Origin of the sequence: Maribellus mangrovi (assembly GCF_037646455.1) — a bacterium.
In the GTDB taxonomy this organism is placed as follows: domain Bacteria; phylum Bacteroidota; class Bacteroidia; order Bacteroidales; family Prolixibacteraceae; genus Draconibacterium; species Draconibacterium mangrovi_A.
Genome location: NZ_JBBIXN010000002.1, coordinates 994,831 through 1,020,478 on the forward strand (window position 1 = coordinate 994,831; position 25,648 = coordinate 1,020,478).

Here is a 25,648-nt window from a genome sequence, read left to right on the forward strand (position 1 = left end):
ATTTAAGTTATTCAAACGAAGATATGAATCGATGCAGGTATAATTTTGAAAGAAACCCGGGTTTTATTGATGACGTTCTCTGAAATGAAAATTTACATTATCCTTACTCGTACCGTAGCGTATTGGCCGGATTGATCCGCAACGACTGCAGTGTTTTATAGCTGATTGTGACCAGGGCAATCAACATCGCAATTAAAAATCCGATAAAAAATTCGTACACCTGAAGATGGACCCGGTAGTAATAATTTTGCAGCCAGTTTCTGGCAACCAGGAATATTATTGGCCAGGCAATCAAAGTCGCTATACCGACCAAAACGACTATCTCTTTCGAAATAACATAAAAAATATTAAATCCGGTAGCTCCCAATGCTTTTCGAACACCAACCTCTTTGGTACGTTGCTCGATGGTAAACGAAGTTAGCCCAAACAATCCCAGTGCGGCAATAAAAATTCCCAGGATGGCAAACACAACAGCCAGTTTTGCATTTTGCTGCTCCGTTTTGTACATGTGGCCAAAATCATCGTTCATAAAAAAATATTGCAGGGGATTATTGGAGGCAAAACGTTTCCAGATATTTTCGATTTGAGTAACGGACTGAGCCATAGCAGCCGAATTAAATTTAACTGTAACATAGCCCCAGTAATTGTCCTTTTTAAACCGCATCATATAAGGATTGATCCGGTTATGCAGCGACTGAAAATGAAAATCGTTGCAAACCCCTATAATGGGCATGTGCATGCGGTTCTCTTCGTCTCCCATCGCAATAAACCTGGCCTGGTCAAAATCTTCAATACCAAATTCTTCAATTGTCTTTTGATTCACAAAACAGGCCTGCTGGTCGGAACCGTACGAACGATCGAAGAAGCGGCCTTCGGCCAATTTAATGTTGTAGGTTTTTAGAAAATCGTAATCTACCCAGGAAGTTTGAAGGAGAAATGTCTGCCCGTCGCGGCCTTCGAGCATATAGCCGTTATTGTTATTATTGTGGCCGGGCACGGCAGTTGATGCTGAAACACTTTCCACTCCCGGAAGCTTCAATACCTCTTCTTTAAAAGTATTCACCTTATCTCCTATCGAACCGGCCTGCTCGATCACCAACAGGCGGTCCTTCTCAAAACCAAGGTCTTTATTCAGCATGTAAGTGAGTTGGCGGTACATAATTATGGTACCGATAATCAACACAATTGAAATGAGAAACTGAACGGAAACCAGAACACTTCTGAGTTTTCCGTTTTTCACACCGTTCCTGATCTTTCCTTTTAATACTGTGGCAGGATTGAACGACGACAGGTAAAAAGCGGGATAAGTTCCCGCCAGAATACCTACAACAAAGGCAAAAATTATCAGCAAAGGCAGTGTTTTAAAATTGCTGAACAGATGGAAACTGACTTTTGCATCAAGCAGGTCGTTGAAAAATGGCAGTGCGAGAAAAACCATGATCACAGCAATGATCATAGCGATAAACGAAATCAGCACCGAATCAGTCAGAAACTGGATGATCAGCATCCCCTTTGATGAACCACTCACCTTTTTTATTCCTATCTCTTTGGCTCGTTTGGTGGCCTGAGCCGTTGACAGATTCATAAAGTTAATGGAGGCAATCACGATGATCAGTATCGCAATGCTACCGAAAATAATCAGATACTTGGGATCAGTAGCCGGTTTCACTTCACTTTCCACCGACGGATCGAGATGTATTTCGGTAAGCGGCTGCAGGTGAAAATTATACCTGTTACCCTGGCTCTTGAAATCACTGAGCGAAATTCCAAACAATTCCTGCACCCGAGGTCCGATATACTTTTCAACCATTCCCGGAAATTTAGCTTCTACATCATCGTGCGAAGTATTTGGTTTTAATAAAACGTAGGTCGAAAAGCTGTTGTTCAGCCATTCCGGATCGTTTGCCCTCGGATTGGTAATAAACGAAGTCAGGATGTCGGCATTAAAATGCGATTCTTCCGGAAAATCTGCCATCACTCCGGTAATTCTGTATGGCTCTTGACGGGTATTAATGCGTAATATTTTATCAATCGGATTCTGGTCGCCAAAAATAATTTTAGCCATCGATTCGGATAAAACCATCGTGTTGGGTTCATTCAACACCGTTTTTACATTTCCCTGTAAAAGAGGGATCGAAAATATTTCAAAAAACGAAGAATCAATTTCGGCAAAATCTTTTACGGTAAATACGCGGTCGCCATCTTTTACAATGGTTTCGCCGAATGTGTTCAGTCGGCAAAATCTTTCAACCTCCGGAAAATCGATGGCCATGGTTGGTCCAATCACAGATGCCGTATAAGACGCTTTTATTTCCTGCTCCCCTATTTTCCCGTCGAGTGTCAGGCGGTAGATACGGTCTTTTTTCAGGTTGTACTGGTCGTAACTCAACTGATGAATAACAAACAACGTGATGATTAAACTACAGGCAATGCCCACCGAAAGGCCAAACACATTTATGGCAACGTAACCTTTCTGTTTTTTCAAGGCGCGCAAACTGTGCTTCAGTAAGTTTTTGATCATGGTACAATCGATTTAATCAGGTAGAATTTAATTACATACAATAAGTAGGACGCATAATTTGAATTGAAGTTACATGTGCCTTCAGCGTTTGTGAGAAAGAAAATTTCAGAAGAAGCTTAAGATTTTGAATCAACCATTGTGAAACTTAGTTGTTAAGTGTTGCGCAGGATTCAAAAAAAACGTTTCCCTGCTACATGATAAAAGTAAGGTGTATTAACCTTAATATTTTATAATTTAAAGCATTAAATACTTGTGATATCGTTCCGACTATCCTTAAATTCTATATTATGATTAAAAAAATCACATTCCTTTTCTCAGTGCTTTTACTGACACTAACAGGAACAACTTATGCCGAAGACAATCCGCTATGGTTGCGTTACCCTGCCATTTCGCCCGACGGACAAACCATTTTGTTCAATTACAAAGGCGACATTTACAAAGTACCAACTGCCGGTGGAACAGCCGTTCCACTGACCATAAGCGATAGTTATGAATATTCCGCAGTTTGGAGCAATGATGGCAAATCCATTGCTTTTGCCTCCGATCGTTACGGCAATTTCGATGTTTTTGTAATGCCGGCATCCGGTGGTGAAGCAAAACGCCTGACCTTCCATTCGGGCAATGAAAAACCCAGCAGTTTTACCAACGACGATTCGGCCATCATCTTCTCTGCACTTCGTCAGGATTTGTACACCAACGTGCAATTCCCTTCCGGAGTGATGACTGAATTGTACAGTGTTCCGGTAAACGGAGGACGGGTGGACCAGATTCTGACATCACCCGCACACGACGCTAACTTTAGCCCCGACGGAACAAAACTGATCTTTCACGACCGGAAAGGTTATGAAGACGAATGGCGAAAACACCACACGTCGGCAGTCACCCGCGATATTTGGGTATACGATCTCGAAAACAAAAGCTATAAACAGTTATCAGGTTTTGACGGCGAAGACCGCAACCCGGTATTTATCGACAATGATGCATTTTATTACCTCTCGGAAGAAACAGGCTCGTACAACATTCATAAAAGTTCACTCAGCGATCCTGAAGAAAATACGGCCGTTACCAATTTTGAAAAGCATCCTGTTCGTTTTATAAGCAACTCGGACAATAACCTGCTTTGCTTTAGTTTCGACGGTGAAATCTACACCCTCGCAGAAGGGGAACAGCCTCAAAAAGTAAACATCAGCATTTCCTACGACGGGCGCGATAACCTGGCCAAACCTTCCGCCGTAAAAAACTTTACTGAAGCGCGTTTATCGCCCAACGGAAAAGAATTTGTATATGTGTACCGCGGCGAAATATTTGTAAGCAGTGTTGAACACGGCACCACCAAACGCATTGCTAATACTTCGCGCCAGGAGCGCAGTGTAAGCTTTAGTCCCGATGGTAAATCAATTCTATATGCAGCGGAAACCGACAGCAGCTGGAACATCTACACCAAATCGCTGATCCGCGAAGAAGAACCTTATTTCTTTATGTCGACCATTTTGAAGGACGATGTGGTAACCGCCACAGCAGCCGAAGAATTTCAGCCTGAATATTCGCCGGATGGCAAAAAAGTGGCTTACCTCGAAAACCGTACAACCCTGAAAGTGATCGATCTCGACACCAAAACATCAACAGTGGTACTCGGGCCGGAACATAACTATTCCTACTCCGACGGAGACCAGTATTTTACCTGGTCGCCCGACAGCAAATGGCTGCTGGCACGTTTCGGGCCAAAAGAAAACATCTGGAATGATGAAATCGGGCTGGTTAGCGCTTCGGGTGAAGGCGAACTTAAAAACCTCACGAAAAGCGGATACGACGAAGTAATGCCCAAATGGGAAATGGATGGAAAAATAATGATTTACGGTTCAACCCGCGAAGCCAATAAATCGGAACAGGGTCGCACACGCAGCGGCGATGTGTATGCCATGTTCTTCACCCAGGCCGCTTTCGATGAATTTAACCTCAGTAAAGAGGATGCCGAACTGGCCAAGGAACTAAAAGACAAAGACGAGGAAAAGAAAAAAGATGACGAAGACAACGCAGCCAAAGAGGATGAAAAAGAGAAAGAAATTGAGCCGGTAACATTCGATTGGGAAAACATGGACAAGAGGGTGAAACGCCTTACCGTAAATACCTCAAATCTGAACGACTGGTTGTTATCGAAAGAAGGCGATAAATTGTTTTATATGACCCGCTTCGAAGGCAAGAACGACCTCTGGTCGACCGACCTGAAAACAAAAGAAACCAAGTTGTTCTCGAAGATCAACGCGAACAGTACTTCCATGGAATTATCCGACGACGGGAAATTTATTTTTGTACTGGCCGATGGCAAACCGATGAAAGTGGATGTAAATGACGGTAAGGTGAAACCAATCAACACATCAGGGAACATGCTGCTGCAAACCGAACGCGAACGCGAATACATTTTCGACCATTGCTGGCGACAGGTCCGCGAGAAATTTTACGTGGAAGACATGCAGGGCGTCGATTGGGATTACTACTACACTGCCTATCGCAAATTTTTGCCCGACATTAATAACAATTACGATTTTGCTGAACTCCTTGGCGAAATGCTGGGCGAGTTAAATGCTTCGCACACAGGTGGTCGTTACAGTCACAGGGCTGAAGGAGGCGACCAGACCAGTTCGCTGGGTCTTTTGTTTGATTATGAACACAAGGACGAGGGATTAAAAATAGCCGAAGTATTGATCGGCGGGCCGGCAGATAAAGCAGAACTTAAAATTGAAGCCGGTAATATCGTAGAGAAAATCGATGGCAATGAATTAACGACTGGCGTTGATTTCTATCAGTTCCTAAACTGGAAAAACAACAAAAATGTACTGCTCGATCTTTACGATCCGGCAAGCGGCAAGCGCTGGCAGGAAGTAGTGAAACCCATTACGCTGGGCGAAGAAAACCAGTTACTGTACAATCGTTGGGTGGAAACCCGGCGCAAGGAAGTGGAAAAACTTTCGGACGGAAAACTGGGTTATGTGCATGTGCGTGGCATGAACGATGTGAGCATGCGCACTGTGATCGAAGAATCGCTGGGCAGATACATCGGTGCCGATGCATTGGTAGTGGATACGCGCTTTAACGGCGGTGGCAACCTGCACGATGTACTGTCAGATTTCCTGAACGGTAAGAAATACATGGACATCATTCCTCACGGACAATACATCGGTTCGCAACCGGGCGACAAGTGGACAAAACCATCGATCGTTATTATGGGCGAAAGCAACTATTCCGATGCGCATTTATTCCCGGTAGCCTACAAAATAAAAGGCATTGGCAAAAACCTCGGAATGCCGGTTCCCGGAACGGGAACTTTCGTTTGGTGGGAACGTCAAATCGATCCTACCATTGTATTTGGTATTCCCATGGGCGGATGGAAACCTCTGGGTGAACCTTTCCTCGAAAACCACCAGCTGGAGCCCGATATCAGGGTGATGAACGAGCCGGGCAAAATGGCTGCCGGAGAAGACCAACAACTCGAAGCTGCCGTAAAAGAGCTTTTAAAATAAGTAGGATTTAACATTCTCTGATTCACCGGGTGACGCTATGATTCTGTTCATAGTCATCCGGTGAATCTTTTTAGAATAAACCAGTTGCCAACCTGCATTGTTATACTATTTGCACACTAACAAAGAAACGTTATGAAAAACAATGCAGTAGGTTGGTTCGAAATTCCGGTAAGCAATATGGAGCGGGCCATGGGTTTTTATGAAACCGTACTCGATTTGAAAATGGACAGGAACCAGATGGGACCACTCGACATGGCCTGGTTTCCATGGAATGAAGAGGGTTTGGGATCACCCGGTTCACTCGTCCGACATGAAGAATTTTACAAACCTTCCGCCGATGGTGTTTTGATTTACCTCACAGCTCACTCGGGCGATTTGGCCAACGAACTGGCCCGCGTTGAAACGGCAGGTGGAAAAGTGTTGCAGCCCAAAACAAAGATCTCGGATGAATATGGTTTTATGGCGCTGATCCTCGACACTGAAGGCAACCGTGTGGCGCTGCATTCAAGAAAATAGTGTTTCTAAAAAAATACATTCAATAACAGGGTCCTTTACCTTGCTTCCCTTCTTCAGGGTAATATAGTTCTCCCATGAGTTCACAAAATTTTTGATGAAACACCATTTTTTTTCGGTGCTTTATTGACGGATCTGTGCAAATTTCTACTTTAGCATTCTAAATCAGGATTTGGTGCCGTTGGACAGGCAGGATTGTAAAACAGCATACCCGAAAACCGGTACTGTTTTTTCCTGATAAACGAGTCCATCTGATTCCGCATTATCTAGTTCCATCGTGAGAAAAAGTATGCTGGAATAATTAGAGTTCAAAGAATGATACTTTTTCATCAAACATGGAGGAGAAGAAAAAACCTTAAAATGAAAAACTTTGCCACTTTGTTATTGGTTTTTGCATCACTAATCGTGCATGCTCAGCAGTTTGTACATCCGGGCATGCTACATACCAACGAAGATTTTGAACGAATAAAGAACCAGTTGGCAGCCGGTGAACCGGCCGTTGTGGCAGGCTACGAAAATTTAAAAGCCAACGAGTGGTCGCAGTCAAACATTGGAACCTGGCCGGTTGAAACCATTAAACGGGGAATTGCGGGTGATGAAAATTATATAAATGCAGCCCGGGGAGCGCACGCCGCTTATCTGAATGCTTTACGCTGGAAAATCAGCGGCAATGTGGCGCACGCAAACAGGGCAGTTTATATCCTGAACCGCTGGGCCAGTGTTACCACTGGTCTTGCCGGCAATACCAATGTATCGCTTGCAGCAGGTCTGTACGGTTACGAATTTGCCAATGCAGCCGAACTGATGCGTGACTATGAAGGTTGGGATCCTGCCGATTTCAAAAAATTTCAACGATGGATGCAAACCGTGTGGTATCCTTATGTCTACGATTTCTTAAGCCGAAGACATGATACCTGGGCAAACGGAACTCCCGGGCACTACTGGTCGAACTGGGGCTTGTGCAATGTACTGGCTTTAATGAGTATCGGTATTTTATGCGATGATGAATTTATTTACAACCAGGGCCTTGCATTTTATAAATACGATAAAGTAGGAACATTTAAAGATGATAATACTCTGCCACGGGTTGATAACTGGGGACTGACCGAATTTATTGGAAATCTTGTTCCGGTTGTTCACGAAGATGAGAGGGGGCCTTTGGGACACCTGGGGCAGATGCAGGAATCGGGACGCGACCAGGGACATGCCACGCTGGCCCTTGGCTTAGCGGTTGACATCTGTCAAACAGCCTGGAACCAGGGAGATGATTTATTTGGGTATATGGATAACCGACTGCTTGCCGGTATTGAATGGGTGGCTGCTTATAACACAGGCGCTGATGATTTACCCTGGACAGATTACTGGTATCATGATGTGAGAACATCGTATAACAACTCGTGGAAGCAAACCGGCCCCAACGCAGGAAGCCGGGGACAATTCAGACCTTACTGGGATCGAATAATCGGTCACTATGAAGGCATAAAAGGAATTTCGTTGAACTATGCACACCAAATGGCAGCCAAAGTAACTGCCGATGACGGCGCTCACGGCAGTACAAGCGGAGGATACGACCATCTTGGCTTCAGCACATTAACCTGTACCCGCCCGGTACTATCAACTGCGAATGCACCAACACCCCTTGAAGCCAATATCCTTTACAATGGAACAACTTACCGTAAAGCTGAACTTAACAATGTTACTGCAGGTAGTTCCTTAATTTTGATCCCTGTTCTACCCGACACCGTCAGCGATGCCGGTAACTGGCTTTGGAATACCGGAAGCGAAACCAGAAATCTGGAAATTACGGCTGACAGTAGCGCCTTATACCGCGTAAAATACACCAACGAAAAGGGAAATGAGAGTACCCAGCTATTCAGTATTTCAGTGCATGGCGACTGTTTGCCCGATGTATATACCTATACCGTTAACACCGACGCAGGCATTTTTAATGATACCATTGTATCGGCAAAACAACATTCAACGGTCAGGATAGCGGTGTCGGCATCATCATGGCATTCCACGTATCAGTGGAACACCGGGGAAACATCCGGTACAAAAGAAGCTGAGATTGGAAAAAGTGATACGGTGTTTTCAGTAACCGGAACAAACCTCGGAGGAGCAGAATACACTGTTAATTTCCGGATAAAAACTGATCCACTCGGGTATAGTTATCAGGTCGGTAACAGCGGTGTGGAATTTGGAGATAAGGTAACTGTTGTTGCCGGTGAAACAGTAACACTAATGCCCACAGTAAAACCTGGGCTGAAAGGTGGAATATGGCGGTGGAGCAGCGGAGAAGAAACACAGAACCTGGTCCTCGAGAACGTTCAGGAAGAGCGGGAAGTTTCGCTTACCTACTTAAGAAACGGGAATGAATATTCACTAACGTATTCCATAATTCTTATCCCCAATGAAAATGCATTCGCTTACTGGCCCATGGATGAAAATAATGGAACCATAGCACACGATATCTGGAGCGGGAATAACGGCAACATTAATTCCTGTAGGTGGACAACACAGGGTAAAACCAATGGTGGAATTCAGTTTAACGGGGCAGCTTCGTCGTATGTGCGCCTGCCTAATAATTTCCTGAATACTTTAAACGATTTCACCATCTCGGTTTGGGTAAAACCTGCCGCACTTGATACTTGGGCCAGAATCTGGGATTTTGGCATCAATACTGATTATAACATGTTTCTTACCCCAAAAACAAACGATGGCTTTGTTCGTTTTGCCATTAAAGCAGGTGGAAGTGAACAGCAGATCAGGACAACTAAAACCATCCCTACACATAGTTGGACACATATTGCAGTTACTAAATCGGAAAACACGGCTACCATGTATATCGACGGAGAGGTTGCCGGAAGGAATACCGGCACAACCATCAATCCGTCTGATTTGGGATATACCACGCAAAATTATGTGGGTAAATCACAGTGGCCCGATCCAATTTTTAAGGGCTGGATAGATGAATTACAAATTTATAATGCATCCATGAGTCAGGCGGAAATCGCCGATTTAATGACCGGGGGCTCTAATACTGCTGCGCCATTCGGCCATCTTGAAACAGCAAATATCAGCATCTTCCCAACGGTGTCGCCTACGGGTACTTTTACCTTGAGGCTTGATGATATGCCTGCTTTGGTTCAGGTATATAACCTGGGGGGAAACGTGGTAAAACAATTTACTGTTACAGCAAGAGAGACCGAATTTACTTTACCTGAAACACAGCTTTATATCGTTAAGGTTAGTACAGATCAATCATCGGAGGTATTTAAAATTATTCACCACTAACGATACATTGCTCCAGTAAACTGCATCCTTTTCTGTGATTAATGTATTAAGGATTGATATAGCAACCTTTCATCGGACAATAAGTTAAGACAAGATGGCTCTAAAATTGTATCTTGGAGGGCAAAGCTGCGAACGAAATGAAATTAGATCTGAATTGTAATGCTGAGTATTTTGATGCGTTTTTGACACCTTCGGAATCGATGGAATTGTATAAGGAACTACTGACGTACAAAGAACTTACTGCCGGGTTTTCACTGACTTTGGCCACGGGAGAGCAGTACCGGGAAAACTATGGCAAGATGATGTTTATGGACCGAAATTTATATGAAGCCGGGAAATTTCCGGATTCGATATGGGGCCATAATCAAATCTGGTCGGAAAAAATGACGGCGGTAAAAGACCGTATCGAAAGCTGCACCGGGATTCAGTTTGAAACCTGTGTATGCATCTACTATCCCGATGGAAATGCGGGTGTTGATTATCATTCCGATCAGGCTGCATTTGGCGACACCACCAACATTGCATCGCTAAGCCTTGGAGCCGAAAGAAACTTCCATTTCAGGGAAAAACTAACCAGTAAGGTGGATACGATCCTGTTAAAGAACGGCAGTTTACTGCTCATGGGCGAAGGCAGCGAGGAAAGGTATGAGCATGCCTTGCCACCCGATCCAACTTGTACAGAACCTCGGATCAATTTAACTTTCCGAAAATACGGATTCGGCAACTGATCGCTACATCTAACTTCTCTTCACCCTATCAAAAAATGTACTGTTAAATAGCCCGACAAAGCCTTTTTCTTTTTATCTTCGGGGAAACTAAAATTCAAACGTTTACTAATGGAAATACTCCCTCCCTTAAGAATACAAAAAGTTGGTTTATCTCCCCAAATTGGGCGTATAACCCAACCCGACAATAAAGATATTAACCAAGCGGTTGGGCTCCACATACGTTAGTGGGCATTTTAAACTCAGTGCAAATTTGATATAAACAGCAATAATTTATTGTTTAGTGGTATGAAATTTGTAAAACTTTCAAATATTTCTTAAGAACAAATAAAAATCCAAAACTATGGTAAAACCAAAGAACACTAAAAATCAATTTTATTCAATCTGCTTACTTTTATTTTCTTCGCTACTCATGCTTGCAGGATGTACAGAAGATGACGAACCTATAATTCCAGAGGTTGGTGAATTGAAAATAGAAGCGCAAGATGACAACTTCTATTCATTCGCTTTAAAAAAAGGACAAACTTATACTTTGTCATTGGATTTCTCAAACTACAACTACAATGCAATCCAAAACTATAATGGACAAAAGCACTGGGTAAGGGTAGATTTTGGAGTTCCTAATTACATGTATCAATTAGGAAATGAATTAGGAGAAGAAAGAAATTCTGATTATTTGTGCTTCAAATCTGACTATTGCTTTATTCCAACTGAAGACTTGGAATTTAGGATACAAGTAGAAGACAATGATTATTCTGATAATACTGGTTTTGCATTAATTTCAATGAAACACGGAAGTATCGGATTTGAAGATGGTCAAAAGACTGTTATGATAGCAGACCAGAATAAACTTTTTCCAGTACCTCTTATACCATTTCAAACGAATAAAATTAATATCGACTTTAGCGACCATACAACAAGTCCCGATGTTGAACCAAGAGGCTGGCGAATATTTTACAAATTATATTATGATGATGTACAAGAAGACAGAAAGATAGCGATTGGTAATGCGCAGAATCCAAAGGTTTATATGCAGAAAGAATCAGTTTCTATTTTTACCGAAAAGGCTGGCAATCTTAGTTATCAGATATACGATACTAATCCTTCAACCGAAAATGGCGAAGTATATTTAAACTATTAAAATTTGAAACCAATCAATACCTTCCTAATGAAGCAATATCTGATATTAACCTTTTCACTTTTACTGTCCATAAATGCCTTTAGTCAGGAAATTGAATTTACACCCATAAAAAATTTAGAGGAAGCTTTTCATTTGGCAAAAGATGAAAATAAATTACTATTTATTGACTGCTCCACAGACTGGTGTGGACATTGTAAAGTAATGGAAAAAACAGTTTTCACTATTCCTGAAATTGCTGATTTCTATAAAAGTCATTTCATTTGTATAAAAGTCAATCCTGACAAAAAAGAATGGGAATTTATAAAGGAATTATACCCAATACATGCCTATCCAACTTATCTTTTTGTTGATAGTAATGGACAACTTCAACACATGAAAGTTAGCGGAACAGCAGCACAAGAATTTCTACAAGCTGGAAAAACTGCTATTTCTGAGAAAAACATGTTGTGGTTTAAAAATAAATTGAAATCAGGAGATAATTCTCTAGAAACAATTTATGGATATTATAGCTGTAATAAGTATGATGAAGGGAAGAAAGAAGCAATTAAACAATTCGTAAATTCAGCTTCCATTGAAAATCTATATTCCAAAGATGCATGGAATTTATTGACTGAAAGTATTTCAAATAACGACACTATATTCAATAGTTTTATTTTAAGAGAGTATTCAAAATATTTCCCATCTGTTGGTGAGAAGGAAGTTATTCAGTTAATCGAAGATAAACTATCGTTTTCCGTTTGGAGATGGGGAAAGAAATCACAAAGAGATAAAGCCGCTGAAAAGCTATCGGAGAAGGCGCATCCATTAACAGATAGGTGCATAACAGCAGGATTAGTAAAATCTTATGCAGGCGACTTTGATAAAAAACCAAATTCAAAGAACAAAGAAGCATTAGTAAAAACATGTGAGGATTATATGGAATATCAATACCTTAATTGGAATAAACTTCAAGAAGCAGCCTGGTCTGTATCGAACAACTTTGACAAACACAAAGATTCTGAATTAATGAACAAAGCAATTGTTTGGATTAATAAAAGTATTGAAGCCAGACCAACTCAGTCTAATTTGTATTGTAAAGCTAAGCTTCTGGAACAAATAGGTAAAAACGAAGAAGCCATAATATCTGCAAACAAAGCAAAACAAGCTGCTTTAGAAGGAAAAACATATGTAGCAAACTACATTTCAGTAGATTTTATTGAGAATTATATCACGGAATTAAAAAACGTAAAAATGTAAAAAAAAAAACGCATTGTAACAAATGCAAATTGTATTGCGGGGTTCGTGGTGTGTCATTCGCTGGATTCTCGTAACATCGTTCAATTCTGCCGGACAGGAACGAAATCCAATCCCGATAACTACCAGGTCGCAACAACAACATGTACCAACCGTTAGCATGATCTAGTAAAACTAAAAATGAGCAATAAACTAAAATTAATTTATCTGATAATCGTATTGATTCCAAACTATTCTTGCGTTGAAAAGAAATCAACAGATAAAGAAACTAACAAGTATGAATTGGTAGTAACTTCAAAAACCGACACCCTGAAATTCACTTCAGGAATTAGATCTATTTTTCAAGACAGCAAAGGCAATTATTGGTTTGGAAGTGTTCAGGAAGGAGTTGCGGTTTTTAATGGGAAATCATTCACTTACTTTACTAATAATGACGGATTGACTGACAACCAAATCCATTCTGTACAAGAAGATAAAAAAGGCGTTATTTGGTTTAATACTCAAAATGGCGTGAGCAGTTATAATGGGACAAGGATAAAGAATCACACCAAAACGGATACAGAAACTTCACAAGATATTTTCCAAATTCAGAGTAATGAACCTTTGCAGGGTAAGTGGATGAAATCGGATAACGACCTTTGGTTTGAAGCTGGAACTAAAGAAGGAGTTTATCGATTTGATGGACAAAAATTAAATTATTTGACCTTTCCTCCCCATAAAGTCCTTAATCCTTCTAATAATTTATATGCTGTAACCGGTATTTCAACAGGAAAAAACAATAGGATATGGTTCGGTACTTACGCTGGTGTTTTTGGCTATAATGGAAGTGATTTCACAATCATCAATGATGAAACCTTAGGTTTTGACAGAAATATCGCACCGCTTCATATACGAAGTATACTCGAAGATTCTAAAGGCAGACTTTGGATTGGGAATAATGGAATAGGTGTATTACTAAAACAGGGGGATTCAATAATTAATTTTTCGGAAGAAAAAAACCTAATACACCCTACAAGTGGAAGAAAAGGCGACATGTCGCTACCCGGTACACTCGAACACGTTTTTAGAATCACAGAAGATAGCCAGGGAAACATTTGGTTTGGAGATAGAGATGCAGGAATCTGGAAATATGACGGAGAGAATATGGTGAATTACACAAAAAAGGATGGGCTGACAAATGACTTTGCTCTCTCGATTTATGAAGATCATAATGAAAAATTATGGTTTGGAATGGCAGATGGAAATGTATATCAGTTCAATGGGAAAACATTTGAACAGCAATTCTAAAAAGATATACGAACGCAGAACAATGTATAGCCGCCAGCAAACATTAGAAAGTAACTAGTTGTTATGTAGAGAATGAATCAAATTGAAATAACAGCAAATCAAAATTAGAATCAACAAAATAAAATCATGCGTACACTCCTTAATTCACAAATCCTGGCAGTTGCAGGATTGGCTCTCACACTGACCTTAGCTTCCTCCTCCTTTGCCCAAGACAATTCTAACCCGGATTCAATTTCACAAAAACCAACTCAATGGATTCCGGAAGAGCGCGTAGTGCCTAACGGGGATAAAATTCGTGAGCTTCCGGAGGGATCGCCCTTAGCTGCCTTTAGTCCGGGTGGAGAAAAAGAAAAGGCATTGGAAGATTTTTTAACGGAACAGAAAGTAGCCGGCTTCCTTGTTTTACAAGACGGAAAGATAAGGATGGAACGCTATGCGCTCGGACACAGCGCTACAAACCTGTGGTCGTCATTATCTGTTGCAAAGTCGGTAACGAGCACTCTTGTGGGAGTTGCTATCATGGATGGATATATTAAGAGCGTGGACGATTATGTAACAGATCACCTGCCCAAATTAAAAGGGAGCGCTTTCGACAGTGTAAAAATCCGCCATCTGCTTACGATGATCTCCGGTATAAAATGGAACGAAAATTACACAGATCCGGATTCCGACATCGCCGGATTTGATAACTATACCACCGCAGATGACATGAAAGCCATAGTTAGCTATATGCGGCGACAACCGGCTGAAGCAGAGCCCGGCAAGAAGTTTAATTACAGTACAGGTGAAACGCACCTTTTAGGTGCCCTCATCAGCTCAGCTACCCAGCAAAGCTTGTCGCACTATCTTTCCTCTAAAATCTGGATTCCTTATGGCATGGAGCAAACGGCTACCTGGAGACTGGATCGCACCGGCCAGGAAATGGCAGGCTGTTGTCTCCAAATGCGGCTTCGTGATTTTGGGAGGTTTGGACAATTCGTGCTTGAGGACGGAACCATTAACGGGGAATCCATTGTGCCCGACGATTGGTTCAAGGAAGCAACCCAATTACAAATGCCGCTATGGCCCGGCGGAGGTTACGGCTATGGGTGGTGGATTTTTAACGACCATAGCTTCGAGGCATTGGGGATTCATGGTCAGATGATTTATATCGACCCTTCAAGGAAACTTGTGGTTGCCATAAACAGTGCATGGCCGGAAGCGGATAGTAACATCCGACATTTCGCAGTCGAAAACTTTATACGATCCATTGCCGACGAGTTGGATAATGAGTAAAAAGCATCTCGGCCGGCGCCGATTTATAATCGATGCTTCGCTTGAAACAAGCGACCAATAATACCGTAAAATATGATTCAGTTCATTGACTGTTCTCTCTTTCAACCGCCTCTTATCCTGCCCTATGGCCTATCGTTTTGAATAACATCGCGGTTGCAAGAACCATTCGCAAACCATATTGTTCTTTTAAAAAACACCGCCGACTGATTTGAACTTTATATCCAAAAAATACACATTATGAAATACAATTTATTGGGAAACACGGGATTATACGTATCAGAACTTTGTTTGGGCACCATGACTTTTGGCGGCCGCGGTATGTGGACAGCCATTGGCACACTGCCCCAGGACCAGGTAAACGGCCTGGTTAAACAGTCAGTCGACGGCGGAATAAACTTTATTGATACTGCCAACATTTACAGTGAAGGATTGAGCGAACAAATGACCGGGCAGGCCATCCGCGACCTCGGATTAAAACGCGATAACCTGGTGATTGCCACCAAAGTGCGTGGTCAAATGGGTGAGGGCCCCAACGAGGTAGGGCTCAGCAAAAAGCACATCCTGCAACAGGCCGACGAAAGTCTTTCCCGCCTGAACATGGACTACATCGACCTGTACCAGATCCATGGTTTCGATCAGCTGACTCCTTTTGAAGAAACGCTCGAAGCGATGGATATGTTGGTTAAAAGCGGCAAAGTTAGGTACATCGGCTGCAGCAACCTGGCTGCCTGGCAATTGATGAAAGTTCTGGGTATTTCGGCACAGCAGCACCTGAGTAAATTTGTTTCGCTACAGGCCTATTACACCATTGCAGGACGCGATCTGGAACGCGAAGTAATCCCGCTGCTGCTCGATCAGAAAGTGGGATTGATGGTTTGGAGTCCCCTTGCAGGAGGTTTGCTGAGTGGCAAATACAGCCGCGATATGGAAACCAAAGAAGGCCGAAGGGTAAATTTCGACTTCCCGCCGGTGAACAAGGAAAAAGCCTTCGACATTGTTGATGTGATGCGCAAAATTGCCAACAACAAAGGAGTTACCGTAGCACAAATCGCTTTAGCATGGCTGCTGCATCAACCTGCAGTTTCGACGGTCATTATTGGCGCAAACAAACCCGAACAGTTGGCTGACAACCTGGATTCCGTAAACGTGGAATTTGAAGAAAGCGAGTTAAAGAAACTGGATGAAGTAAGTCGCCTCGATCCTGAATATCCGGGTTGGATGATCGAACGGCAGGGCAGCAGCAGATAAATTTATCAAGCCCTTTTCCTCCTCTTTGCAAACGAGAGGGAGAAGGGTGATGAGCAATGTAAAATGACAAATATACCAATAAAGAGTAATTTGTCTGTTTTATTTCTTACCTTGTAGTAACAAAGCTTTACACCATGAAAACAACATTAACTCTTGGGGTACTTTTGTTACTCTTTACCTTCACGGGCTTCGCTCAAAGAACCTATTCGGAAGAAAATCTGGCTCAACTTTCCCCGGAGGAAATCAACGTTTTGCTGAAACAAGCGAATGAAAACAAAACGATAGCCTGGGTATTTACAATTGTTGGTCCTGTTTCCATGGCCTCAATGTTTGTTTTTAATGAAGTTTCGGACGGAATCAGCTTTCAAACAGCGGGTCTTCTGTTTTTCGGTGGAGCATTGGTAACTATAATCGGAATACCAATGCTTCTTGTGAACTCATCAAGAGTTAAGAAAATAAACAAATCCATGCAAGATAAGCTGTCCCTTAAGATCGCTCCCTGCAGCTTTCATAATTACATGGCTCAAGGCAATCAAATGGGTCTTACTCTTCGAATTCGATTCTGAAAAATGGTACCGTGAAAAATGCCCTGTCAGGTCTCCACTTATCTAAACAACCGGCAGGCAGCAAAACATTGATAAGCACATTTGTAAAAAAGGAATCTTGTCCTGATATGAGTCTTAAGTATTTTCTTTGCCGATGTAATCGACACAATATTGACTTCTCAACGTAAATGAGATGCAACATAGGTGCATCTTCAATGCGTTTATGTACTATTTTTACACCTATGAATCCTGAAAATAAATTACTGAGCATAAAAATTGCACACACCATCATCTGGGTATTTTTTGTGGGCGTTATCATTTATATACTGTACTCCGGCATAATCGACGCAGTAAATACTTGCACCTGGATTGGTATTGGTTTGGTAGTAGCAGAAGGACTTGTATTGCTTGCCTTTCGCTCGTTTTGTCCGCTTACAATTTTGGCGCGAAAGTACTCCGATTCCAACAGGGCCAATTTCGATATCTTTCTCCCCCACTGGCTGGCCAAACACAACAAGCTAATTTTTACCTTACTCTTTACTGTAGGTGTAGTCTTTGTACTGTGGCGTACTTTTCAAAACGGTTAAGTCTCAATTTATAAAAGTCCTGCAATAATCCTTCAGATGTTTTTTGCTTCCTGTCTTATTAAGTTTAAGAAAGTTATTCGCAAATTAGCCATTCACAGAATCCTTCTACCTTTGTGATTATGAAAGTCGAAACAGATCAGAAACTCCAACAAAAGAATATTAAACCAACAGCTATGCGACAGCTGGTTTATGAAGTACTCGACCATCAGAAAAAGGCATTGAGCCTTTACGAGATCGAGCAGCAATTTGACGATGTCGACCGTTCGACCATCTTTAGAACACTCAAAACATTTCAGGATAATCATCTGATCCATAGTATCGATGATGGAACCGGGGCGGTAAAATATGCTTTGTGTGATGATGATTGCACCTGCGAACCGGAAGACCTTCACATTCACTTTTTATGCACGAAATGCGGGCAAACACATTGCATGAAAGACATGCCCGTTCCTCAAACCGATCTCCCCGAAGGCTTTTCCTTCGAAAGCGCCAACTTCGTATTAAAAGGCACCTGCCCGAATTGCCGGTAACACTTTTGCACTACTGTTGCACGCAGTATTGCTTTACTTTTGCACCATTGAAGCTATAAACTAATATGCAATGAGAATAATTCTGTCGAGTTTACTTTTTCTTCTTTTTTCAGGAATGATATGGGCACAAAATACCGTAAGTATTAAAGTGGTTGAAGAGTCGGGCGAAGCATTGCCCGGGGCAAGTGTGATCATTGAAGGAACAAGCACTGGTACGGTTACTGACGATGAGGGCCTGGCTACATTCAGAAAGCTGCCTGGTGGAGAAATCACCTTTGTGATTTCCTTTGTCGGTTACGAAGAAAAGGAAATTGAACTGACCTTCCCTGACGACAACAACAAAGTGATTGAAGTTGAACTGGAAGCCGGAGAAGAACTGGAAGAAGTTATTATTGCCACCACCCGTTCATCGCGAAGCATCCAGGATATTCCAACGCGGATTGAAGCCATTACCGGTGAAGAACTGGGCGAAAAAGCAGCCATGAACTCTTCGAATATCGGGATGCTGCTCAGAGAAACCACTGGAGTACTGATGCAACAAACTTCGCTGAGTTCAGGTAATATGAACATCAGGATACAGGGACTCGACGGCAGGTACACACAAATCCTAAAAGACGGAATGCCACTTTACGGCGGTTTTGCCGGCGGACTTTCAATTATGCAGATCCCTCCGCTGGACTTAAGACAGGTGGAATTGATCAAAGGAAGCAACTCGACCCTTTATGGTGGCGGAGCTATTGCGGGTTTGGTAAACCTGGTAAGCATTCAGCCAGAAGATGAGCCTGTGCTGGACGTCATGGTCAATCAAACCAGTGCGTTGGGTTCAACAGGCAATTTATTTTATGCGCAGAAATACGGCAAGATCGGATTGTCGGTTTATGGCTCGGGGAGTTTCCAGGTTCCGTACGATCCCGACAACGATGGCTTTTCGAACATGCCCGAAGCAAAAACTTTCGGACTGAATCCAAAATTGTACTTTTATTTCAATCCAAACACCCAACTCAGTATTGGTTTTAATTCCACCATCGACAAACGGAACGGTGGCGATATTGAAGTGATAAAAGGGAAAACGGATGCCAATCATGTTTTTTTCGAAAAAAACAAATCGGAACGCTATTCCACCCAGCTCAGCTTCCTACATTCGACCGATTCCAGAACTCTATCATTCAAAAACAGCATTTCCTGGTTCGACCGAGAACTTACTGTCCCCGATTACCGCTTCAATGGCCATCAGGTTTCCGGCTTTTCCGAAGCTATGTACAATCTGCACAAGAATAAAAAATCGGACTGGCAATTCGGGATCAACCATTACCTCGAACAATTTACCGAAGAGCATACCGATACAACGGGCGTAAGAGATTACACACACAACACCATCGGGGGCTTTATTCAAAATACAACTGATTTTAGCGAAAAGCTGGTATTGGAAGCCGGTTTGAGAACAGATTACAATGCCGAATACGGTACTTTTGTGTTGCCGCGCTTTTCCCTGCTTTACAAAGCCAATCCTAAACTGAGTACCCGTCTCGGTGGTGCTATGGGTTATAAATTACCCACCATATTTACCGAAGATGCCGAAGTACTTTACTTCAAAGGCATTCTCCCCTTGTCGGATCAGGTAGATGCCGAAACCTCGGCAGGAGCCAATTTTGATGTAAACTACAAAACAGCCTTGGGCGAAAAGATGACCTTCTCGATCAATCAACTCTTTTATCTCACACAACTTAAAAATGCCCTGGTTCTCAGGGAAGACAATAGTTCAAACACGGCTTATTTTGAAAGTGCCGACGGCAATATTCTGAGTTCAGGTTTTGAGACCAATGTAAAATTAAGCTACAGTGCCATTAAGCTGTACTTCAACTATGCCTTTATAAATACACAGATGAAATACGACAACATCAACCGTCAGAAACCACTAACGCCAAAACACAATGCAGGGTTTGTCCTAATGTATGAGATTGAAGAAAAATGGTCGGCTGGCTACGAATTATATTACACGGGAGAGCAATACGACAACGCGTACCACCCGAAAACCGATTACTGGATAATGGGTGCCATGCTGATGCGGATGTTCGAAAACTTTTCGGTGTTTATCAATTTTGAAAATTTTACAAATACCAATCAATCTAAATTTGAGCCTTTGGTACTGCCACCAACCAGTAATCCAACTTTTACTGATATTTGGGCACCTACTGATGGTTTTGTGTTTAACGGTGGCGTTAAGATTAGTATATTGTAGTAAAGAAAGAGCTATGTTAAAATCAGCGTACAACATTCCAAAGATGGATTGCCCGTCGGAAGAGAATATGATCCGGATGAAACTCGACGGTCTGAATGTGATCCGAAAACTGGAGTTTGACATTGAAAACCGCAGCCTGACAGTTTATCATACCAATGAAGACCGGGATATAACATCGCGTTTAGAAGCCTTAAACTTTGGCGCCAAACTGGTAAACACCCAATATGTGGAGGATACTGAGGTCGTGCAAGAATCATCCGACGCACAGTCAAAACTCCTTTGGACGGTATTGATCATCAACTTTGGATTCTTTATTATCGAGATGACTACGGGACTTATTTCCAGATCCATGGGTCTGGTGGCCGATTCACTCGACATGCTGGCCGATTCATTTGTTTATGGATTAAGTCTCTGGGCGGTGGGATCAACACTTATCCGGAAAAAGAAAGTGGCCCGGTTAAGCGGATACTTTCAGCTGACACTGGCTACCCTGGGAATAGCTGAAGTGATCCGTCGGTTTATCGGATTTGAAGAAATGCCCGATTTTCGAATGATGATCGGCATATCGGTTCTTGCACTAATTGCCAATGGAATTTGTTTGTACCTGCTGCAAAAATCGAAAAGCAAAGAAGCGCATATGAAAGCCAGTATGATCTTTACGTCGAACGATGTGATCATTAATGCAGGAGTGATACTGGCAGGTATCCTGGTCTTGCTCACTCAATCGAAATATCCCGATTTAATTATTGGTTCAATCGTATTTCTGATTGTGGTACGGGGGGCCTTTCGAATTTTACAACTGGGATAATTATTAAGTGGTTTTTGGAAAGACAACGGTTACCTATGCAAGTTGGAGCTGAATTAGCTTATTTTGAGCACCAGCACCTTTTGTGTTTCGATGCCGATTTTAAAACGTTCATCGAGACGGTGCCCCATGATCCAGACAATTTTTTTGCCACTGCACAGCAGCCAGGTGTTTTCCTTTTCGTGTAAAGGTACTTTCTGATCGATAAAAAAGTCGCTAACCTTTTTCATTCCGCTCATCCCCAGTGGTTGAAAGTAATCGCCCTGTTTCCATTTACGGATCAGCAAAGGAAATTCCACTGTATCGTGGTCGATACAGGCTACTTTTGCATCGCGAATGAGCTGAAATTCTTTAGCAGCTTTTGTTTCAATATTGATATCGAAAGGTTCAAACAACTCCATGTCGTGCTCTTCCAAATAATAGATCCGTTCATCGTCCTCTTTTCGCGGAGTTATATACAGCAGCTCGCGGTCTTTTACCAGGCGGTGCGACGATGAAAAGAACTGCTTGCCGGATTCGGCATCCAAACCCTGAAACACCTCTTCGATAACAGCCGGATTAAAATTCAAGGGGGAAAGCACCTCCAACAAGAGCAACCTCGGAAATGTTGTGGTGCGGAGTTTTCCAATATTAATCTGCATTTCGCCCTTTGTTTCTTCAAGCAATTGCTCTTTATCCTTATCCAGCGCTGACTTGTAAACTCGTTCGGCATCGCGTAAGTTTTCGATACTGGCCAGCAGGTTTTTATTGAAGGCCGGATTCCATTCGTTTAGCAAAGGAAGGATCTTGTGGCGCAGAAAGTTGCGCTGGTATACCACATCGTTGTTGGTAGAATCTTCACGGTATTCGATGTAATGTTTCGCGGCGTATTTTTCAATTTCTTCTCTTGAGGCAAACAACAACGGACGAATAATATTTCCGGTTTTTTCCTTGATACCGGTCAGGCCTTTGATTCCCGTTTTGCGCGACAGATTCAAAAAAAAGGTTTCGATCAGGTCGTCCTGATGATGGGCTGTGGCGATCAGTTGGTAGCCGTGTTCCTGGCGCAACTGCTCAAAATACTCGTAGCGGAGTTCACGCGCTGCCATTTCGATGGAAATACCACTTAAATGTGCATATTCTTTGGTATCGAAATCTTTGAACCACGAAGGAATACCGTGTTCCTGCACCTGCTGGCGAACAAACTGCTCATCGCCATCGGACTCATCATCCCGCAAATGAAAATTACAGTGTACAACGCCGTATTCAAAACCCGAGCGTTCGAAAAGATGAAGCAGCACCATACTGTCGATACCGCCGCTAACTGCCAGCAGCACTTTCTGACCTGTAACGATCAGCAGCTTCTCCTCAATATTTCGGATGAATTGTTGCAGCATATTCTTTTCAACTATTCACCTGGTTACTATTATTGACAACTGATAGTCTCCCGGTGAATTTTCAGAACTATTTATTCAGTTTTCCAACCAACTGTGCAATATTCAGGATCACCTCCACTGATTTTAACATCGAAGGGATTGGAACGAATTCAAAAGGTCCGTGGAAATTATGACCACCAGCAAACACATTCGGACATGGAAGTCCGTCGTATGACAGACGTGCACCGTCGGTACCACCGCGAATAGCTTTTATTTTAGGTTCCACCTCCGACAGCTTCATCGCTTCTTCAGCAATGTCGATCACATGCATCACCGGTCTAATTTTCTCGAGCATGTTATAGTACTGGTCCTCCATCTTCAAATCGACAATTTCTTTACAATATTCAGTGTTAATCATCTTAACCACTTTTTTGAGCAGCTTCTTTTTCTGCTTGAATTTTTCGGCACTGTGGTCACGTATCAGGTATTGCATTTCGGCACTTTCAACGTTTCCGCTCAACGACAACAAGTGATAAAATCCTTCGAATTTCTCAGTGTGCTCCGGGCGTTGTGTAGCCGGCAACATGCTGATCAGCTGGTTGGCCACATTCAGCGCATTGATCATCTTATTCTTTGCCGAACCGGGATGCACACTTCGCCCGCTGATTTTAATTTTTGCGCTGGCCGCGTTGAAGTTTTCATATTCCAGTTCGCCAATTTCGCCTCCATCGAGGGTGTAGGCAAAGTCGGCTCCAAATTTCTTCACATCAAAAAAGTCGGTGCCCTTCCCTACTTCTTCATCGGGTGTAAATGCCACCCTGATCTTTCCGTGTTTGAAGCTTTTTGTATTACGCAAAATATCAGCCGCTGTAACTATCTCGGCTACACCGGCTTTATCGTCGGCCCCAAGCAATGTTGTTCCGTCGGCAGTAATAATGTCCTGTCCTTTGTAATTCAGAATCTCGGGAAACTCTTTTGGATCGATGACCACCCCATTTTTAAGATGAACCGGTTTACCGTTGTAGTTTTCCAAAATCTGTGGATTAACGTTTTCACCCGAAAAATCGGGGCTGGTATCCACATGTGCAATAAACCCAACTACCAGACTATTCTCAACTCCATTGGCGGGAATGGTTGCAGTGACATAACCGTATTTGTCCATTTCCACTTCCTGCATGCCAATCTCTTTTAACTCTTCCACCAGTTTTTTCATAAAAACCAACTGCCGGTCGGTACTCGGATAAGTGGTACTCTCCGGATCGGAAGTGGTATATTGTTTCGCATAATTAATAAATCGTTCTACTACTTTTTCCATCTGTTTTGTGCAATATTTATGTTTTTGTAGAATTCAAAGATACAAATTTAAAACTCCTGCGACCTTTTTTATTGGAGCAGACAATGAGCCTGTTCATCCTTAATATCTCGTTCAATCCTTTTATTAAAGATAATAGTTATTACGCCTTAATAACACTCGGCAAAAACTGACTTTTATCATGCCCTCAAAAACTTAGTTATTAAACACATACAGAAATATAACTCTACTATTCAAACCTCGTATTATCGATAAATAATGAACCAGTAATCAATAGAATCATGAACCGAAAAAGTTTAATAGGAATCATTCTGATCGGGATCAGTTTCTTCGTTTTTTACGGATGTACAGACCGTTCGAAACATGAAACCGAGAAGGCCGGAACAACAGAAAACGTTATTAGCGAAGAGTTACACAAGGCACATTGCGATTTGCTGGCAAAGGCCAACGAAGAGCTGGCAATTATCAATCAAAAAGTGAGAGACCTGAACGACAAGATTCAGGAAGGGGGCAAACTAAGCGAGGCCCAAAATACCGCACTCGATGATTTTGAAGCCAAACAGGCTTCGATTAACAAACGTATGCACGAAATAAAAAATGTCTCGCAAGAAGATTGGGAAAGTTTCAAAACAACGTTTGAAGAAGACCTGGCAGAAATTAAGACCGTCATAGACGGAGTCCTGAACGGATTTTAGTGACTAAACAGGAGCCTTTTTAAAAATACATTTGTCAGACATCGTCTGCATTAAAGCCAAAACCAACACGCTTACCGGTCACCATTTTTGAATGGCTAATCTTTTCGCGCATTTGTTCCACCGTAGCCATTTTTACCTGGTCGTAAAGCGGAACCAGCAGATCGAATTCAATGCTGTACTGAATGGCAGTTTCAATGATCTGTCTGAGAATTCCCGGCGAAATAGTATCGATGGCAAAATCTTTTACCACTTCATCCGATTGTCGCTTCCCTTCCACAAAAAAATGATTTTCCTTATTAATAAATATGCGGGCCACCAAGTAACCAATATCGTTCATTCGATCGTACTTGAACGAGTCGGCCAAAAAATTATACAAATTTATAGTACCACAATACGATCGCATCGGATCTTCCTCGATGTATTTTGTTTTCCACACGGGATGTTTATCATCGAACTGAAACACATTGGAGTGCATGCTGAAGAAGAGGAGGTCGCCCCCAACCTTAAACTCGGCCTCGAAGGCACCTTTATCCTTGAAATGCGGCAAAGCCTTTACCGGAATCTTATCGATAATGGTTTTATTGTATTCTTTTTCGAGCTGCCCCAATACCTTTTTCAGTATTTTGAAAGTTTGGAGCGTGTTGTTGTAAACTTGCTGTTTTACCGAGGCTTTTATCACCAGTGCTTCCAGAAATGAAGCCCTAACTTCCTTGTCGTTCATAACTCAAAGTTTGATGAATAAATGTACGCAAATCCGGCAAAAAAAGAAAGCAGCCCAAACTGAGCTGCTTTGAATATTTTATAGTCCGTTATGCTGAATTTATT

The 25,648-nt window shown here is 42.3% G+C and carries 21 protein-coding genes; 17 read left to right on the forward strand and 4 right to left on the reverse strand.

Annotated elements, in window-relative coordinates; all coding sequences use genetic code 11:
- Positions 1-103: 103 nt before the first annotated feature.
- Positions 104-2,521, reverse strand: coding sequence for an ABC transporter permease (locus tag WFY05_RS12190; protein ID WP_340113137.1), 2,418 nt, complete (start codon positions 2,519-2,521; stop codon positions 104-106).
- 287 nt (positions 2,522-2,808) lie between these two features.
- Here WFY05_RS12190 and WFY05_RS12195 point away from each other — a divergent pair, with 287 nt between their 5' ends.
- The 16 genes from WFY05_RS12195 to WFY05_RS12265 all read left to right on the forward strand — a co-directional run bounded on the left by WFY05_RS12195 (position 2,809) and on the right by WFY05_RS12265 (position 21,464).
- Positions 2,809-6,039 (forward strand): S41 family peptidase, encoded by a 3,231-nt coding sequence (locus WFY05_RS12195; RefSeq protein WP_340113138.1) that lies wholly within the window; start codon positions 2,809-2,811, stop codon positions 6,037-6,039.
- A 132-nt stretch (positions 6,040-6,171) separates the two neighbouring features.
- Entirely contained in the window at positions 6,172-6,555 is a 384-nt protein-coding gene (locus tag WFY05_RS12200; protein ID WP_340113139.1) for a VOC family protein, read from the forward strand.
- Positions 6,556-6,912: 357 nt separating this feature from the next.
- Entirely contained in the window at positions 6,913-9,846 is a 2,934-nt protein-coding gene (locus WFY05_RS12205; RefSeq protein ID WP_340113140.1) for a LamG-like jellyroll fold domain-containing protein, read from the forward strand.
- Positions 9,847-9,983: 137 nt separating this feature from the next.
- On the forward strand, positions 9,984-10,574 hold the full coding sequence (locus WFY05_RS12210) for an alpha-ketoglutarate-dependent dioxygenase AlkB (protein WP_340113141.1): 591 nt from the start codon (positions 9,984-9,986) through the stop codon (positions 10,572-10,574).
- A 340-nt stretch (positions 10,575-10,914) separates the two neighbouring features.
- Positions 10,915-11,712: a hypothetical protein gene (locus WFY05_RS12215; protein WP_340113142.1), complete on the forward strand. Its 798-nt coding sequence runs from the start codon at positions 10,915-10,917 to the stop codon at positions 11,710-11,712.
- A gap of 27 nt (positions 11,713-11,739) precedes the next feature.
- The gene (locus WFY05_RS12220; RefSeq protein ID WP_340113144.1) at positions 11,740-12,948 is read left to right on the forward strand and encodes a thioredoxin family protein; all 1,209 of its coding nucleotides are present in this window, start codon (positions 11,740-11,742) and stop codon (positions 12,946-12,948) included.
- A gap of 22 nt (positions 12,949-12,970) precedes the next feature.
- Positions 12,971-13,114, forward strand: coding sequence for a hypothetical protein (locus tag WFY05_RS12225; RefSeq protein WP_340113145.1), 144 nt, complete (start codon positions 12,971-12,973; stop codon positions 13,112-13,114).
- Positions 13,115-13,125: 11 nt separating this feature from the next.
- Positions 13,126-14,232, forward strand: coding sequence for a ligand-binding sensor domain-containing protein (locus tag WFY05_RS12230; RefSeq protein ID WP_340113146.1), 1,107 nt, complete (start codon positions 13,126-13,128; stop codon positions 14,230-14,232).
- Positions 14,233-14,358: 126 nt separating this feature from the next.
- A complete protein-coding gene (locus WFY05_RS12235) occupies positions 14,359-15,507 on the forward strand; it encodes a serine hydrolase domain-containing protein (RefSeq protein WP_340113147.1) in 1,149 nt (382 codons plus the stop codon).
- A gap of 237 nt (positions 15,508-15,744) precedes the next feature.
- A complete protein-coding gene (locus WFY05_RS12240; protein ID WP_340113148.1) occupies positions 15,745-16,755 on the forward strand; it encodes an aldo/keto reductase in 1,011 nt (336 codons plus the stop codon).
- Positions 16,756-16,889: 134 nt separating this feature from the next.
- Positions 16,890-17,321: a hypothetical protein gene (locus tag WFY05_RS12245; RefSeq protein WP_340113149.1), complete on the forward strand. Its 432-nt coding sequence runs from the start codon at positions 16,890-16,892 to the stop codon at positions 17,319-17,321.
- Positions 17,322-17,488: 167 nt separating this feature from the next.
- Positions 17,489-17,887, forward strand: a complete 399-nt coding sequence (locus WFY05_RS12250) for a hypothetical protein (protein ID WP_340113150.1) — start codon at positions 17,489-17,491, stop codon at positions 17,885-17,887.
- Between the two features lie 119 nt (positions 17,888-18,006).
- Positions 18,007-18,417 carry a Fur family transcriptional regulator gene (locus tag WFY05_RS12255; protein ID WP_340113151.1) on the forward strand — a complete coding sequence of 137 codons (411 nt, stop codon included), beginning with the start codon at positions 18,007-18,009 and terminating at the stop codon, positions 18,415-18,417.
- Complete coding sequence (locus tag WFY05_RS22355) at positions 18,407-18,481, forward strand: hypothetical protein (RefSeq protein ID WP_496196617.1); 75 nt, start codon at positions 18,407-18,409, stop codon at positions 18,479-18,481. The genes WFY05_RS12255 and WFY05_RS22355 overlap by 11 nt, the downstream gene beginning before the upstream one ends.
- A 6-nt stretch (positions 18,482-18,487) precedes the next feature.
- Positions 18,488-20,656, forward strand: a complete 2,169-nt coding sequence (locus tag WFY05_RS12260) for a TonB-dependent receptor (RefSeq protein WP_340113152.1) — start codon at positions 18,488-18,490, stop codon at positions 20,654-20,656.
- A 13-nt stretch (positions 20,657-20,669) separates the two neighbouring features.
- Entirely contained in the window at positions 20,670-21,464 is a 795-nt protein-coding gene (locus tag WFY05_RS12265) for a cation efflux transmembrane domain-containing protein (protein ID WP_340113153.1), read from the forward strand.
- Positions 21,465-21,517: 53 nt separating this feature from the next.
- Here WFY05_RS12265 and tilS read toward each other — a convergent pair whose 3' ends face one another.
- A complete protein-coding gene (gene tilS, locus WFY05_RS12270) occupies positions 21,518-22,837 on the reverse strand; it encodes a tRNA lysidine(34) synthetase TilS (protein ID WP_340113155.1) in 1,320 nt (439 codons plus the stop codon).
- A gap of 67 nt (positions 22,838-22,904) precedes the next feature.
- On the reverse strand, positions 22,905-24,131 hold the full coding sequence (gene pepT / locus WFY05_RS12275; RefSeq protein ID WP_340113156.1) for a peptidase T: 1,227 nt from the start codon (positions 24,129-24,131) through the stop codon (positions 22,905-22,907).
- 278 nt (positions 24,132-24,409) lie between these two features.
- On the opposite strand from pepT, the gene WFY05_RS12280 reads away from it, so the two are divergent.
- Positions 24,410-24,823, forward strand: a complete 414-nt coding sequence (locus WFY05_RS12280; protein WP_340113157.1) for a hypothetical protein — start codon at positions 24,410-24,412, stop codon at positions 24,821-24,823.
- Positions 24,824-24,857: 34 nt separating this feature from the next.
- Here WFY05_RS12280 and WFY05_RS12285 read toward each other — a convergent pair whose 3' ends face one another.
- Entirely contained in the window at positions 24,858-25,544 is a 687-nt protein-coding gene (locus WFY05_RS12285; protein WP_340113158.1) for a hypothetical protein, read from the reverse strand.
- Positions 25,545-25,648: the final 104 nt, after the last annotated feature.

What these genes read in the sequence shown, in the direction of transcription:
- WFY05_RS12190 (WP_340113137.1), bottom strand. Translation starts at nt 2,521, where the DNA reads ATGATCAAAAACTTACTGAAGCACAGTTTGCGCGCCTTGAAAAAACAG.
- WFY05_RS12195 (WP_340113138.1), top strand. Translation starts at nt 2,809, where the DNA reads ATGATTAAAAAAATCACATTCCTTTTCTCAGTGCTTTTACTGACACTA.
- WFY05_RS12200 (WP_340113139.1), top strand. Translation starts at nt 6,172, where the DNA reads ATGAAAAACAATGCAGTAGGTTGGTTCGAAATTCCGGTAAGCAATATG.
- WFY05_RS12205 (WP_340113140.1), top strand. Translation starts at nt 6,913, where the DNA reads ATGAAAAACTTTGCCACTTTGTTATTGGTTTTTGCATCACTAATCGTG.
- WFY05_RS12210 (WP_340113141.1), top strand. Translation starts at nt 9,984, where the DNA reads ATGAAATTAGATCTGAATTGTAATGCTGAGTATTTTGATGCGTTTTTG.
- WFY05_RS12215 (WP_340113142.1), top strand. Translation starts at nt 10,915, where the DNA reads ATGGTAAAACCAAAGAACACTAAAAATCAATTTTATTCAATCTGCTTA.
- WFY05_RS12220 (WP_340113144.1), top strand. Translation starts at nt 11,740, where the DNA reads ATGAAGCAATATCTGATATTAACCTTTTCACTTTTACTGTCCATAAAT.
- WFY05_RS12225 (WP_340113145.1), top strand. Translation starts at nt 12,971, where the DNA reads ATGCAAATTGTATTGCGGGGTTCGTGGTGTGTCATTCGCTGGATTCTC.
- WFY05_RS12230 (WP_340113146.1), top strand. Translation starts at nt 13,126, where the DNA reads ATGAGCAATAAACTAAAATTAATTTATCTGATAATCGTATTGATTCCA.
- WFY05_RS12235 (WP_340113147.1), top strand. Translation starts at nt 14,359, where the DNA reads ATGCGTACACTCCTTAATTCACAAATCCTGGCAGTTGCAGGATTGGCT.
- WFY05_RS12240 (WP_340113148.1), top strand. Translation starts at nt 15,745, where the DNA reads ATGAAATACAATTTATTGGGAAACACGGGATTATACGTATCAGAACTT.
- WFY05_RS12245 (WP_340113149.1), top strand. Translation starts at nt 16,890, where the DNA reads ATGAAAACAACATTAACTCTTGGGGTACTTTTGTTACTCTTTACCTTC.
- WFY05_RS12250 (WP_340113150.1), top strand. Translation starts at nt 17,489, where the DNA reads ATGAGATGCAACATAGGTGCATCTTCAATGCGTTTATGTACTATTTTT.
- WFY05_RS12255 (WP_340113151.1), top strand. Translation starts at nt 18,007, where the DNA reads ATGAAAGTCGAAACAGATCAGAAACTCCAACAAAAGAATATTAAACCA.
- WFY05_RS12260 (WP_340113152.1), top strand. Translation starts at nt 18,488, where the DNA reads ATGAGAATAATTCTGTCGAGTTTACTTTTTCTTCTTTTTTCAGGAATG.
- WFY05_RS12265 (WP_340113153.1), top strand. Translation starts at nt 20,670, where the DNA reads ATGTTAAAATCAGCGTACAACATTCCAAAGATGGATTGCCCGTCGGAA.
- tilS (WP_340113155.1), bottom strand. Translation starts at nt 22,837, where the DNA reads ATGCTGCAACAATTCATCCGAAATATTGAGGAGAAGCTGCTGATCGTT.
- pepT (WP_340113156.1), bottom strand. Translation starts at nt 24,131, where the DNA reads ATGGAAAAAGTAGTAGAACGATTTATTAATTATGCGAAACAATATACC.
- WFY05_RS12280 (WP_340113157.1), top strand. Translation starts at nt 24,410, where the DNA reads ATGAACCGAAAAAGTTTAATAGGAATCATTCTGATCGGGATCAGTTTC.
- WFY05_RS12285 (WP_340113158.1), bottom strand. Translation starts at nt 25,544, where the DNA reads ATGAACGACAAGGAAGTTAGGGCTTCATTTCTGGAAGCACTGGTGATA.